Annotated in this window: 13 protein-coding genes and 1 tRNA gene; 9 read left to right on the top strand and 5 right to left on the bottom strand. The window is 68.7% G+C overall.

The features are described 5' to 3' along the window. Nucleotides 1-2 precede the first annotated feature (2 nt). Nucleotides 3-1,079 (bottom strand): D-alanine--D-alanine ligase family protein, encoded by a 1,077-nt coding sequence (locus tag GD1_RS11380; RefSeq protein WP_059037106.1) that lies wholly within the window; start codon nt 1,077-1,079, stop codon nt 3-5. Between the two features lie 60 nt (nt 1,080-1,139). On the opposite strand from GD1_RS11380, the gene GD1_RS11375 reads away from it, so the two are divergent. Next, the gene (locus GD1_RS11375) at nt 1,140-2,456 is read left to right on the top strand and encodes a UDP-N-acetylmuramoyl-tripeptide--D-alanyl-D-alanine ligase (RefSeq protein ID WP_059037105.1); all 1,317 of its coding nucleotides are present in this window, start codon (nt 1,140-1,142) and stop codon (nt 2,454-2,456) included. 13 nt (nt 2,457-2,469) lie between these two features. On the opposite strand, the gene GD1_RS11370 is transcribed toward GD1_RS11375, so the two are convergent. Continuing rightward, nucleotides 2,470-3,258, bottom strand: a complete 789-nt coding sequence (locus GD1_RS11370) for a MerR family transcriptional regulator (protein ID WP_059037104.1) — start codon at nt 3,256-3,258, stop codon at nt 2,470-2,472. Nucleotides 3,259-3,332: 74 nt separating this feature from the next. Beyond that, complete coding sequence (locus tag GD1_RS11365) at nt 3,333-3,779, bottom strand: hypothetical protein (protein WP_059037136.1); 447 nt, start codon at nt 3,777-3,779, stop codon at nt 3,333-3,335. Nucleotides 3,780-3,903: 124 nt separating this feature from the next. On the opposite strand from GD1_RS11365, the gene tgt reads away from it, so the two are divergent. From tgt to GD1_RS11350, 3 genes are all read left to right on the top strand, one after another. Continuing rightward, nucleotides 3,904-5,166 carry a tRNA guanosine(34) transglycosylase Tgt gene (gene tgt / locus GD1_RS11360; protein ID WP_157079449.1) on the top strand — a complete coding sequence of 421 codons (1,263 nt, stop codon included), beginning with the start codon at nt 3,904-3,906 and terminating at the stop codon, nt 5,164-5,166. 244 nt (nt 5,167-5,410) lie between these two features. Continuing rightward, nucleotides 5,411-6,805 carry a hemolysin family protein gene (locus GD1_RS11355; protein ID WP_059037102.1) on the top strand — a complete coding sequence of 465 codons (1,395 nt, stop codon included), beginning with the start codon at nt 5,411-5,413 and terminating at the stop codon, nt 6,803-6,805. Continuing rightward, on the top strand, nt 6,802-7,803 hold the full coding sequence (locus tag GD1_RS11350; RefSeq protein WP_059037101.1) for a hemolysin family protein: 1,002 nt from the start codon (nt 6,802-6,804) through the stop codon (nt 7,801-7,803). The genes GD1_RS11355 and GD1_RS11350 overlap by 4 nt, the downstream gene beginning before the upstream one ends. Nucleotides 7,804-7,941: 138 nt before the next feature. On the opposite strand, the gene gluQRS is transcribed toward GD1_RS11350, so the two are convergent. Then, entirely contained in the window at nt 7,942-8,874 is a 933-nt protein-coding gene (gene gluQRS / locus GD1_RS11345) for a tRNA glutamyl-Q(34) synthetase GluQRS (protein WP_083534101.1), read from the bottom strand. Between the two features lie 34 nt (nt 8,875-8,908). Between gluQRS and GD1_RS11340 the strand changes: the two genes are divergently transcribed. The 4 genes from GD1_RS11340 to GD1_RS11325 all read left to right on the top strand — a co-directional run bounded on the left by GD1_RS11340 (nt 8,909) and on the right by GD1_RS11325 (nt 12,310). Continuing rightward, the gene (locus GD1_RS11340; RefSeq protein ID WP_059037100.1) at nt 8,909-9,961 is read left to right on the top strand and encodes an ATP-dependent DNA ligase; all 1,053 of its coding nucleotides are present in this window, start codon (nt 8,909-8,911) and stop codon (nt 9,959-9,961) included. After that, on the top strand, nt 9,961-11,043 hold the full coding sequence (locus GD1_RS11335) for a DNA polymerase domain-containing protein (protein WP_059037099.1): 1,083 nt from the start codon (nt 9,961-9,963) through the stop codon (nt 11,041-11,043). Before GD1_RS11340 ends, GD1_RS11335 begins: the two co-directional genes overlap by 1 nt. A gap of 42 nt (nt 11,044-11,085) precedes the next feature. Then, nucleotides 11,086-12,174 carry an HtaA domain-containing protein gene (locus tag GD1_RS11330; protein ID WP_059037098.1) on the top strand — a complete coding sequence of 363 codons (1,089 nt, stop codon included), beginning with the start codon at nt 11,086-11,088 and terminating at the stop codon, nt 12,172-12,174. A 47-nt stretch (nt 12,175-12,221) separates the two neighbouring features. Continuing rightward, nucleotides 12,222-12,310 (top strand) — tRNA-Ser (locus GD1_RS11325). A 158-nt stretch (nt 12,311-12,468) separates the two neighbouring features. On the opposite strand, the gene GD1_RS24705 is transcribed toward GD1_RS11325, so the two are convergent. After that, nucleotides 12,469-12,702 carry a hypothetical protein gene (locus GD1_RS24705; RefSeq protein ID WP_157079444.1) on the bottom strand — a complete coding sequence of 78 codons (234 nt, stop codon included), beginning with the start codon at nt 12,700-12,702 and terminating at the stop codon, nt 12,469-12,471. A 357-nt stretch (nt 12,703-13,059) separates the two neighbouring features. On the opposite strand from GD1_RS24705, the gene GD1_RS24700 reads away from it, so the two are divergent. Further along, complete coding sequence (locus GD1_RS24700; RefSeq protein WP_157079443.1) at nt 13,060-13,209, top strand: hypothetical protein; 150 nt, start codon at nt 13,060-13,062, stop codon at nt 13,207-13,209. The last annotated feature ends 123 nt before the right edge of the window (nt 13,210-13,332 follow it).

The following is a 13,332-nucleotide window of genomic DNA, read 5'->3' as shown; positions in this document are numbered from 1 at the left end:
TCTCAGTGCTCGGTGGAGAAACCCGAGCGTCGCTGATGGGACTCCAGTGCCAGAGTGACCAGGCGGTCGATGAGGTCGGCGTAGGGCACGCCGGTGGCCTCCCACAGCTTGGGGTACATCGATCCGGGGGTGAAGCCGGGGATGGTGTTGACCTCGTTGAGGAGCCAGCCACGGCCGTTCTCCTCGAAGAAGAAGTCGACCCGGGCCAGCCCGGTGCACCGCATCGCGCCGAACACCTGCGCGGCGAGCTCCCGCACCTGTGCGGCGTCGGCGCCGGGAAGCGGTGCCGGGATGACCAGTTCGGCCGCACCGGTGACGTACTTGTCCTCGTAGTCGTAGAACTCGCTGCCCGGCACGATCTCGCCCGGCACCGATGCCTCGGGCAGCGTGTTGCCGAGCACGGCCACCTCGATCTCGCGGCCGGTCACCATCTCCTCGATCACCACGACGTCGTCGTAGCGCAGCGCCAGGTTGATCGCGGCATCGAGCTCGGCGGCGTCGTGGGCCTTGGTGATCCCCACCGACGAGCCCATGTTGGCGGGTTTGACGAACACCGGCAGACCGAGTTCTTCGATCGCCCGGAAGGTGATGGTCTTCGAGTCGTCCACACCGTCGCGGAACTCGACCCACCTGCACTGCGGGATTCCGGCCTGTGCGGCGACGACCTTGGCCATCGCCTTGTCCATGCACACCGCCGAGCCGAGCACCCCGGTGCCGACGTAGGGCAGACCGAACAGTTCGAGCATCCCCTGGATGGTGCCGTCCTCGCCGTGCGGGCCGTGCAGCAGCGGCAGCACGACGGTGAGCGCGGCCTCGGAATGGGCGCGCAGCTCGGCGAGCGGGGCGACGATGGTGCCGGCGATCTCCAGCTCCGACGGCAGCGGGGTGCCGTCGGAGAGCGCGGCGATCACCTTGTCGTTGCGAACCCAGGTGCCGTCCTTGCCGATGCCGATCGGGACCACCGAGTACTTGGCCGGATCGGCGGCGGCGATGACATGTGCCGCGGTCACCCGGGAGACGTCGTGTTCTGCGGACGCGCCACCGTAGAGAACAACCAGACGCAGCAGGGGAGTCGACATGCCTGTCACCTTACGGCCACCGACCGTGGCAGTTCTCGGCATGGGGCCTAGGGTTGTGGCGTGCGTATCCAGGCGAGTGATGTGGCCGACGCGGTCGGTGGAGAACTGATCGGACCCGACGTGACCGTGACCGGGGCGAGTATCGACTCCCGGGCCGTGGCCGAGGGCCGGCTGTTCGTCCCGATCGTCGCCGCCCGTGACGGACACGACTTCATCCCGGCCGCGGTCCAGGCCGGCGCGAGTGCCTACCTGACCGCCACCGGACCGGTCGCCGGGGTCGATGCCACCGCCATCACCTGCGCCGACACCGCCGAGGCGTTCTCCGATCTGGGCCGCGCGGTGCGGCGTCGGCTGCCCGAGCGGGTGGTCGGCGTGACCGGATCGGTCGGCAAGACCTCCACCAAGGATCTCCTCGCCGGAGTGCTCGCGACCACGTTCGTGACCGCGGCGAGTGAGAAGTCGTTCAACAACGAGCTCGGCCTGCCGCTGACCCTGGCCAACGCCCCCGACGACACCGAGGCCGTCGTCGCCGAGATGGGTGCCCGTGGGATCGGCCACATCGCGCATCTGTGTTCCATCGCCCATCCCACCGTCGGCGTGATCACCCGGGTGGAGGCGGTGCACCTGGAGCTGTTCGGCAGCATCGACGCCGTCGCCCAGGCCAAGGGGGAGCTGATCGAGGCCCTGCCCGCCGACGGCATCGCCGTGCTCAACGCCGACCACGAGGTGGTCATCGGGATGGCGCCGCGGACCAGTGCGCGGGTGCTCAGCTACGGGCTGACACCGTCGGCGGATGTGTCGGCCACCGACATCACCCTCGACGACCAGCTGCGCGCATCGTTCCGGCTGCACACCCCGTGGGGATCGACCGCGGTGCGCCTCGGTGCCCGCGGCGAGCACCAGGTGGCCAACGCCCTGGCCGCGGCCGCCGCGGCCGGTGGCCTGGGTGTGCCGGTGGAGGCGATGGCCGGCGGTCTGCTCGGTGCCGCGCTGTCGGGGCTGCGGATGGAGATGACCACCACCGCGGCCGGGGTGATCGTGATCAACGACGCCTACAACGCCAACCCGACGTCGATGTCGGCGGCGCTGCGCTCCCTCGCCACCCTGAACGCGGGTCGTCGGGTGGCGGTGCTGGGCAGCATGGCCGAACTCGGCGACGACTCCGACCGCCACCACGTCGCCGTTGCCGAACAGGCCCGTGACCTGGGCATCGAGGTGATCGCCGTCGACGAACCGGCCTACGGGCCGTCGGCCACCCATGTTGCCGGCGTCGACGAGGCGGTCGCCGCACTCGCCGGCACCGCCGCCGGTGACGCCGTGCTGGTCAAGGGCAGCCGTGTGGCCGCCCTCGAACGCGTCGCCGACCGACTCGCCTGAGGCGGGTCGCGCCCTACTCGGCTCCGGCGTTCGCGCGGATCACCGCACGGAGGTATCCGGCGAGGCCGGATGCGATGTCGTCGTAGTGCGCGGTGAACCGCGGGTCGGCGACGTACATGTCGGCCAGGCACACCTGCATCGCGTGATCGCAGTCGTAGAAGCGTGCGATCTGGGCGCGATGCTCCTCGGCCAGGGCATTGCCCTCGGTCGAGCCCGGCCGCACCCCGCGGGTCATCGCGTCGGCGAGGCGGGCCTCGAACTCGTCGGTCTCGGCCTTGACCTGTTGCCAGTCCTGTGTGGTGAACGACGCGCTGCGTTCGCGGCTCTGCGCCCACGCATCGGTGTCACCCCAGCGCTGTTCGGCCTCCTCGGCATACTGCTCGCCGAGCCAGTCGTCGCCGAAGATCTCCGCCTGCTCGGCCGCCGACAGATACATTCCGGTCTTCTTCGCGTTCATCATCGCCTCCACGGCTGCGACCGTCCGGTGCAAGCGTGCGATCCGTTCGTTCAGCAGGTCGCGCTGGACGGCCAGATGCTCGAGTGCATCGGCGGTCGGATCGTCGAGCAGGGTCGCTATCCGCTCGAGCGGAAATCCCAACTCCCGGTACATGAGTACCTGGTGGAGCCGTTCGACGTCGGCGTCGTGGTAGACGCGGTAGCCCGCCGGGGTACGCCCGGACGGGACCACCAGCCCGATGGCGTCGTAGTGGTGCAGAGTGCGCACGCTGACACCGACGAGCCCGGCGGTGGCGCCGACGGTCAGTTCGCACCGCCCGTCGTCGCGGGGATCTCCTTCGCTCACGACTCACCACCTTCGGGGCTCACGCGGCGTGAGGGTCAAGTACCGCCGGTGTGCGTTGCCGGGCGACCGGCAGCTCAGGGTGCGAATCCGACCGTTGCGCCGTCCTTGGTGCAGGTCGAGAGGAAACCGGCCTGCGACGACGGCTCGCAGTCCCATCCGTCGACGGTCTGCGGGGCGCCGGTGGCGATCTTCGGTCCGTACGCCTCGGCGAGCGCCTTCGCGTCGGTGCAGCTGGTGGAGCCCTCGAGGATGATCACGCGCAGCGCGCCGTCGGGGCCGGGGGTGGTGCCGCAGACCTCACGGGAGGCGGCGACGGTGTCGGAGACCGAGCGGGTGGGGCTGGCCGGGCGGGGACCGGCGACCACCGGGGCCGAGCCCGACGGACCCGCGCCGACCGGCGCAGATGCGGACGGGGCGGACTCGGCGGAGGACGATTCCTGCTCGCTGCCACAGGCGGCGAGGGTGAGCGCGGCGGCCCCGGCCACCGCGGCGAGGGTCCAGCGGGTGATGCGGTGCGACATGGTCTTCACCGTATCGAAAACACCGATCGGCTCCCGGCCGGCGGCCTGCCGTCGCGAGGCCGTCCGGTTTGGGTGAGCCGGGCCGTCCTGGGAAGATGCACCCGTGAGCTCGCACGACACCCCGATCGACAGTCCGGCCGGCACCTCCACCGACACGCACGGCTTCCGCGTCGGCACCCGGCTGCCCGGCACCCTCGGCCGCACCGGGGTGATCTCCACCCCGCACGGCGAGATCGCGACACCGGCATTCGTCCCGGTCGGCACCAAGGCGACGGTCAAGACGGTGCTGCCGGAATCGGTGGCCGCGCTCGGCGCCCAGGCGGTGCTCGCCAACGCCTATCACCTCTACCTGCAGCCGGGCCCGGAGATCATCGACGCGGCCGGCGGTCTCGGCGCGTTCATGAACTGGTCGGGACCCACCTACACCGACAGCGGCGGATTCCAGGTGATGTCGCTCGGCGTCGGGTTCAAGAAGGTCATCTCGATGGATGTCACCGGTCAGCAGGACGACGACATCATCGCCGAGGGCAAGGAACGGCTCTCCCGCGTCGACGACGACGGGGTGACGTTCAAGTCGCATCTGGACGGATCGTTCCACCGGTTCACCCCCGAGGTGTCGATGCAGATCCAGCATCAGCTCGGCGCCGACATCATCTTCGCGTTCGACGAGCTCACCACCCTGATGAACACCCGTGGATACCAGGAGAACTCGCTGGAACGCACCCGGCTGTGGGCGATCCGCTGTCTGGCCGAACACAATCGGCTGTCGGTGGAGCGTGCACACCGTCCGCAGCAGGCACTGTGGGGTGTCATCCAGGGCGCCCAGTACGAGGATCTGCGCCGCAAGGCCGCCCGCGACCTCACCGAACTGAGCCGTCGCGACCGGGACGCCGGTGGCAAGGGCTTCGGCGGGTACGGGATCGGTGGAGCGCTGGAGAAGGACAATCTGGGCACCATCGTCGGCTGGGTGAACTCCGAACTGCCCGAGGACGCCCCGAAACACCTGCTCGGGATCAGCGAACCCGACGACATCTTCACCGCCATCGAGAACGGCGCCGACACCTTCGACTGCGTCTCGCCGACCCGCGTCGCCCGCAACGGTGCGGTGTACTCGCGCGACGGCCGGTTCAACATCACCAACGCCCGGTTCCGTAACGACTTCGGGCCGATCGATCCGGAGACCACCAACTACACCTCGCAGTATTCGCGGGCCTACCTGCATCACCTGTTCAAGGCCAAGGAAGGTCTCGGCGCGACCCTCGCCACCCTGCACAACGTGGCCTTCGTGATCGACCTGGTCGACGGTGCCCGCAAGGCGATCGAGAGCGGCGACTACGAGGCCTACCGCGACGACTTCCTCGGCCGCTACTACGCGAAGAAGGCATAACCGTACAAAGCGGATATCCGGAGGTCTGCGATATCCGGGAACTCCGCCGCGTTCTGCGACGTTGGGGGTGCGTACCCTGATGTCCCGATGGACCCCGGTCCCTCACATCTTGTCCACCGACCACGAAAGATGCGATGTCCCGCGCGCAGCGCAAACGCAAGAAACCCCGACGAACCGGCCCCCAATCGGGGGCAACCATTCCTGAGCGAGCCCTGGTCTCCGCCCACCCACGCGGTGATGGCCGATGATGACCGTGCTCGGCATCCTGCTCGGAGTCCTGGTGGTGGTCGTGATCACGGCCCTGACCGGCTACTTCGTGGCGCAGGAGTTCTCCTTCATGGCGGTCGACCGTTCCCGCCTCAAAGCCCGTGCCGAGGCCGGTGACGCCACTGCCAAGCGCGTCCTGTCGGTGACCGGCCGAACGTCGTTCATGCTCTCCGGCGCCCAGCTCGGCATCACCGTGACCGGCCTGCTCGTCGGCTATGTGGCCGAACCGCTGATCGGTGCCGGCGTCGGCGACCTCCTCGGTGACGCCGGTGTGCCGGTGGCGGTGGGAGTCGCGATCGGCGCGATCGTCGCGCTGCTGGTGTCCACCGTGGTCCAGATGGTCTTCGGTGAGCTGTTCCCCAAGAACCTCGCGATCGCGCGGCCCGAGCCCGTCGCGCGCCGCCTCGCCCTCTCCACCAACATCTACCTGCGCATCTTCGGACCGATCATCACCCTGTTCGACGCATCGTCCAACCTGCTGCTCAAGCTGCTGCGGATCGAACCGGTGCATGACGTCGAACACTCGGCCACCCCTCGCGACCTCGAGCACATCGTCGCCGAGTCGGCCGAATCCGGTGAACTGCCCGCCGAACTGTCGCAGCTGCTCGACCGCGTGCTCGACTTCCCGGACCGCAACGCCGAGCACGCGATGGTGCCGCGACCCAAGGTCGACACCGTGCACGCCGACCTCCCGCTGCCCGAGGTCCGCACCCGGATGGCCACCGGTCACACGCGATACCCGGTGCTCGACAACGCCTCCGACGACATCATCGGTGTGGTGCACCTCGGTGACATCCTCGACTGGTCGGCCGACGGCGACGCGACGGCACGTACCGCACGTGACCTCGCGCGGTCGGCGGTGATCGTGCCCACCACGCTGCCGCTGCCGCAGGTGTTGGACCGGATCGTCGCCGCCGGCGACGAGATGGCGGTGGTGATCGACGAATACGGCGGTGTGGCCGGCATCGTCACCGCCGAGGACATCGCCGAGGAACTGGTCGGCGAGATCGACGACGAGCACGACCCGGATGCGCCGCAACCGGTCGAACCCATCGACGGTGGCTGGCTGATCCTCGGTGACACCCACCTCGACGAGGTGTCGCGGGCGATCGGACACGAACTGCGCGAGGGCTACTACGAGACCCTCAGCGGTCTGGTGATCGCCGCGGCCGGCACCCTGCCCGCGGTCGGCGACACCGTCGAACTCCCGGTGGAACAGGATCCGGGCGACTTCGCCGAAGCCGATGTGCCGGAGGCGCCCCGCCTGATCGCGACCGTGGTCGAGGTGGTCAACCGGGTGCCCGGCCGGGTCCGGGTGAGTGTCGCCGAACCGGCCACGGCCACCGCCGATCCCGAGGAGGACCCGCGATGAGCAACCCGTGGGTGGTGCTCGTCGCCACCGTCGTCCTGATCGCGGCCAGCGCCTTCTTCGTCGCCGTCGAGTTCGCACTCATCGCGGCACGTCGTCATCGCCTCGAGGACGCCGCCCCGACCAGTCGATCCGCCCGCGCCGCCCTGCGCAGCGCATCGGAGCTGTCGGTACTGCTGGCCGGATCGCAGCTGGGTATCACCATCTGCACCCTGGCTCTCGGTTCGATCACCAAACCCGCAGTGCATCACTGGATCACCCCGGCCATCGAGCACCTGGGCGCACCGTTGTGGCTGGCCGACGTGGCCGGCTTCATCCTCGCCCTGATCATCGTGACCTTCTTGCACCTGGTGATCGGCGAGATGGCACCGAAGTCGTGGGCGATCGCCCACCCGGAGCGCTCGGCCATGATGCTGGCGGTCCCGATGCGGGTGTTCATGTGGTTCACCCGCCCGATCATCGTGCAGCTCAACAAGCTTGCGAACTGGGTGTTGCGCAAGGTGGGTGTGGAGGCCGTCGACCAGGTCGGTTCCGGCCAGGATCCGGAGACGCTGCGCCAGCTCGTCGAGCATTCCGTGATGGTCGGCACCCTGGAGGATCGTTACAGCGAGCACCTCACCAGCGCACTGGATCTGGCGTCTCTGACCGTCGGTGATGTCGCCGGCGTCGGAGAGCCGAGCGGCGTGGATCGCACCGCGGGTGTCGGCGAGATCCAGGAGTTGTCGAGGGTGACGCGGCATCGCCGCCTGGTGGTGCGCGACGGCAGCCTCATCTGCGGGGTGGTGCACGTGCGGGACAGCCTGGAGGCTCCCGCCGGCGCCACCGCGGTGGATCTGATGCATCCGGTTCTCGAGGTGTCGCCGACGGTACCGGTCTACGACGTGCTCAACCGGATGCGCCAGAGCCGCAACCACATCGCCGTGGTGGTCGAGGACGGGGTCGCGACCGGCATCCTGTCCATCGACGACGTGCTGACCAGATTGCTGGCCACCGCGCGATAGTCCTCGGTGAAGCGGCCCGCCGGCGGGTGGCGCCAGCAGGTGACCGCCGCCGAGGTGGTCACCTACGCGCTTCGGCCGCAGGAGGTTTCGACGGCCGCATCGTCGCCGGTGTCTCTCGGTGTTCGGTCCGCGCGCACCTCACCACTCGTCGTCGGTGAGAATCCAGGGGTGTCTGGGTAGGGTCGCCGGATCGAATCGTTCGGCCAGCGTCGGCAGGTCCACCCGCTCACCGACGGCGCCCAGGCCCAGCGATACCGCGATGTGCGAGAGCACGGTGGCGGTGTCCACCCCGCGGGCGGACAGATCGGCCAGGGTGATCGCCCCGTCGCGTTTGCTCAGCCGAATGTGGTCGGCGTTCAACACCATCGGGACATGGGCGTATACCGGCGGGGCATAGCCCAGCAGTGCCGTCAGATACGCCTGGCGCGGCGCCGAGGCGAGCAGGTCGTCGCCGCGGCACACCTGGTCGACACCCTGCTCGGCGTCGTCGACGATGGCGGCGAGGTTGTAGGCGGGGGTGCCGTCGCCGCGTTGGATGACGAAGTCGTCGACGGCTCCGGTGTACTGGCCGGCGAGCACATCGGTGACGGTGAACTGCGTGACGTCGGCGACGATCCGGATGGCCGGCGGGCGACCGGATGCCCGCTTCGCCGCCAGCTGTGCCTCGCCGAGCCGACGGCACGTCCCCGGATATGCACCCGGCGGGGTGTGCGGGGCACTCGGTGCCTCCAGGATCTCGCGGCGGGTGCAGAAGCACTCGAAGGTGCGGCCCGCGGCGGTGAGCTCGTCGATCACCTCGCGGTATCGGGGGAGCCGATCGGTCTGATAGACGATCGGCGGATCCCACTCGACACCGAGGGCGATCAGGTCGGCGATCTGCTGCCGGTCGGCGCCGGCGGCGGTACGGTCCAGATCTTCCATACGCAGCAGGAATCGGCGTCCGGTGGTGCGGGCGAACAGCCATGCGAGCACCGCCGTCCGGAGGTTGCCGACGTGCAGCTCACCCGACGGCGACGGCGCATACCGGCCGGCGGGGCCGGCCGGTCGGAGGGTTCCGGAGTCCGAGGTCATTGCCCTGAGGCTACAAGTGGGTGACGATGGTCGGGTGGAGCTCCCCGTCACACCACCTGTCGCGCCCATGCTCGCCAAGGCGGTCACGACCGTCCCCGCCCAGCCCGCCGATGCCCTGGAATGGTCCTACGAGCCCAAGTGGGATGGATTCCGCGCGTTGATCTTTCGAGACGGCGACGAGGTGGTCATCGGGTCGCGCGGCGGCAAGGATCTGGCCCGGTACTTCCCGGAGATCGTCGCCGCCGCCAAGGAAGAACTGCCGTACAAGGTGGTGCTCGACGGCGAAATCGGGGTGCCGCATCTGATCGACGGCACCCACCGCCTGGACTGGGATCGTCTCGCCCAACGCATCCATCCGGCCGCATCCCGGGTGGCCCTGCTGGCCGAACAGACCCCGGCGGTGTTCATCGGTTTCGACGCACTGGCGCTCGGATCGGAGCCGGTGATGGCCGAGCCGTTCCGGGTGCGCCGGGAGACCCTGGTGGAGGCCATCGGGCCGGGGTCACGGGATCGGCATTTCCACGTCAGCCGCGTCACCACCGACCCGGTGATCGCGCAGGACTGGTTCTCGGCATTCGAGGGCGCCGGCCTGGACGGGGTGGTCGGCAAACGTCTCGACGGACCGTATGTCGAGAACAAGCGCGAGATGGTCAAGATCAAGCACAAGCGCACCGCCGACTGCGTCGTCATCGGCTACCGGGTGCACAAGTCGGGGACCGGGCTCGGGTCGATGCTGCTCGGCTTGTTCCATGAGGGTGAGCTGCGGATGGTGGGCGGGGCGGGTGCCTTCACCGACGCCAAACGTCAGGAGCTGCAGGCGAAGTTCGAGCCGATGCGGCTCGACCCGGACAAGCCCGCGTCCGGCGAACCCACGAGGTGGCGGTCGGAGAAGTCGGGGGAGTGGATTCCGATCCGGCCCGAGCTGGTCGCCGAGGTGGCCTACGACCAGATGGAGAAGGGCCGCTTCCGGCACACGGTGAAGTTCCTGCGCTGGCGGCCCGACCGTGAGCCGGAGAGCTGTGGATACGACCAGCTCGAGGTGCCGTTGACCTACGACCTGCACGATGTGCTGGAAGGAACCGACTGATGGCGTCCCGCTCACCCGCCGAACAGCTCGAGGTGGACGGCATCGACGTCCGGATGAGCAACCCGGACAAGATCTATTTCCCCGAACTCGGCGACGACGGCGGGCGCAAGCGCGATCTGGTCGGCTACTACCGCACCATGGCACTGCCCCGCGACGGGGCGGACGGGCCGATCATGGCCGCCCTGCGGGATCGCCCCACCTTCTTGCAGCGCTTCCCCGACGGCATCGAGGGCGACGAGATCTATCAGAAGCACATCGCCAAGAAGCGTCCCGAACACGTGCAGTCGACCCGAATCGTGTTCCCGTCCGGGCGAACCGGCGATGCCCTCCGGCCCACCGTGCCCGCCGACATCGTGTGGGCCGCCAATCTCGGGACCGTCACCTTCCATTCCTGGCCCACCCGAACCGATTCCGGCCACGATCACCCGGATCAGCTTCGGGTGGACCTCGATCCGCAACCCGGAACCGACTTCGACGACGTCCGTCGCGTGGCGCTGGAGGTGTTGCGCCCGATCCTCGACGACCTGGGCTACACCGGATTCCCCAAGACCTCGGGTGGTCGGGGCATCCACGTGTACATCCCGATCGAACCGCGGTGGGACTTCATCGCCGGCCGCCGCGCCGTGATCGCACTGGCCCGCGAGATGGAACGTCGTGACCCCGATTCGGTCACCACCTCATGGTGGAAAGAGGAACGCGGCGAACGGATCTTCATCGACTTCAACCAGAATGCCCGCGACCGGACGATGGCCTCGCCGTATTCGGTACGGCGAAATGCCCGTGGCCGGGTGTCGACGCCGGTGACGTGGGCCGAACTCGTCGACGTCGATCCCGACGACTGCACCATGGCCACCGTCGCCGACCTCGTCGCCCGCCGCGGCGACCCGATGGCGGGCATCGACGAGCACCGCGCCGGACTGGAACCGCTGCTGGAGATGGTGCAGCGTGACGACGCGGACGGGTTGGGGGACATGCCGTATCCGCCGAGCTATCCGAAGATGCCGGGGGAGCCGCCCCGGGTGCAGCCCAGCAAGAAGGTCGCCGCGCACTGGGATGCCGAGGGCAACCGGATCGAGGACTGAATACCCTGGTCCGGCCCGTGACTCGTAGGTTAGGGTCGCCTCATGCGCGCACGCTTTGGGTTGGTTGTCGGAGTCGTGGTGGCCCTGGTGGGTCTGGTGGCCGGCGGACTCGTCGGGACCGGGGAGGCATCGGCGGCGCCGACGTGGCGACCGGCGGTCTCGGTTTTCCTCGCCGACGGCACCACCCCGGTCGGTCAGACCGTCGTCCATCCCGGTGACAAGCTCGTCGTCAAGGGCACCGGGTTCGACCCGAACGCCAATCGCAGTGGCCTGCCGCTGCCGGTCCCGCCGGGTGTGCCGCACGGCACCTTCATCGCATTCGGTGCGTTCGCCCCGGACTGGAAGCCGTCGGCGGGTGCCCCGGAGTCGGCGCGGGCCACCAACCGTTCGGGTGTGGCCTGGGCGTTGTCGCGCTCGGCACTCGCCCAGGTGCCCGACGTGCCGTTCGACATGCGTCGCACGATCCGGCAGCAGTGGGTGCCGCTGAACACCGACGGCTCGTTCACGGCCACGGTGACCGCCTCCACCCCGAAGGACATCCCGGCCGGTGCCCGCTACGGCGTCTACACCTACGGTGCCGCCGGCGCCGACAACGCGGCACAGGAACTGTCGGTCCCGGTCAACTACTCCACCGCCCCCGGCCCCAACACGCCGGCACCGGCCCCGCGCAACCTGGTGTGGGGATACTCGCCGTCGTTCCATCGCACCATCACCGAGGACGCGCAGGGCGGTATCTCCGGCTCGAAGGGCGCAGGTATCACCGACAACGGTGCGATGACCTTCACCCTGGCCTCGTCGACTGTGCGCAACGGCACCGGTGAGCTGCGGTTCGAGGGGACCGTCGTCGCGTGGAGCCGGTTCCATCTGTCGGAGATCGCGCTCGTCGACCCGATCATCCGTGTCCAGGGCGGCAAGGGCGTGCTGAGCATGAAGACCTCGACCACCAACATGAACGGCACCGATGCACTGCGTCGCGTCGACATCGCCGACGTCGACCTCGCCGGTATCGGCAACGGGTCCGACGTCCACGGCGCGCCGGTGCGCTTCCGCGCCGGGATCACCCCGGAGGTCCTCGCTGCGCTGAGCCTGGGTCAGGCGTCGCCGCTCGACCTGAACTTCCCGGTCAACTGAGGCGGTTTGGGTTTGTGAGGTCGGCTCGGATATGATCGACCGTCGTTGGAGGATTCGCCTAGTGGCCTATGGCGCTCGCCTGGAACGCGGGTTGGGTTAACAGCCCTCAGGAGTTCGAATCTCCTATCCTCCGCCACAGCCGGACCGGTTCTCGAGTAGTCGAGAACCGGTCCGGTTCGTTTCAGCTATCCACAGGCTCCCCGCAGCACCCGTCAGTCGGCATGTCGCGGCCTATCGTCAGGCCATGACGTACCCGGGGGGACCACAACAGCATCCGTATCACTCGACGACCGGTCAGTTCCTACTGCCCGGTGGCGTGCCGCAGGGATCGCCGACGCCGCTGATGACACCGCCTTCACGCGACACCAGGATGTGGCTCTGGCCGGCCGGTATCAGCGCATTCCTCGCCGCAGTCTTTCTGGTCTGGGCCGTGGTGGCCACCGTCGAGGCAACGGCCTCCTCGGCGGCAGTGCCGAGTACTACGACGACGACGCACACCGAGCGGCTGTCCTCGACCAGAACGGTCACGGTGACCTATACCGAGTCTCCGGCCGCAGCCGCGCCGGAACCGGCGCAACCTCCGGTCCGGGCGGGCGACTGGCCGAGCCCGCCATTTCCGGCGGCAGCCGGCCGGGAGTGGATACCGCTCGGACCGTACGCAGAGGATGGGCTATGCGGTCGAAGCCACGCAGTGTGGCCGTCGGTCAAGAGCGAGTGCTTCGCCCACGACGGGGCCTACTGGTTCTACGTCCTGCGCAACGTCGGCTGAACGCGCGCCGACCGTTCCGGACCGGATAGTGTGTCAGATCCTCTGACCTGGGCTGTTGCACGTTCATTCGGATGTATGATTGAAAACATCCTGTTATCTATGGTGAAGTTCTTCCCATGCAGTCAGATACCGCACCGGGAAGCTCGCCGACCGTCGACGACACGCCCTCCACGTTCGGGGCCACCACTGCCGCACTCTTCACCCTGGCCTGCGTTGTTGCAGTGCTGATGCTTGCGATCGTTCTGATCTCCGCGCCGGCGGGGTAGTTGCTGGTCGAGCTGAGCCGACGCCGAGCGTGGTGACGGCGTGTCGAAACTCCGCCGGCCGGGCTCGGGGAGTGGTCACCTCCCGGTGCATGCTGCGGAGATTTCGACTCGGGTCCTCGCGCT

The sequence above is a fragment of the Gordonia desulfuricans NBRC 100010 genome (assembly GCF_001485495.1).
GTDB lineage: Bacteria > Actinomycetota > Actinomycetes > Mycobacteriales > Mycobacteriaceae > Gordonia > Gordonia desulfuricans.
Note: the sequence above shows the minus strand (reverse complement) of the source record. Positions and strands in the feature narration are given on the sequence as shown.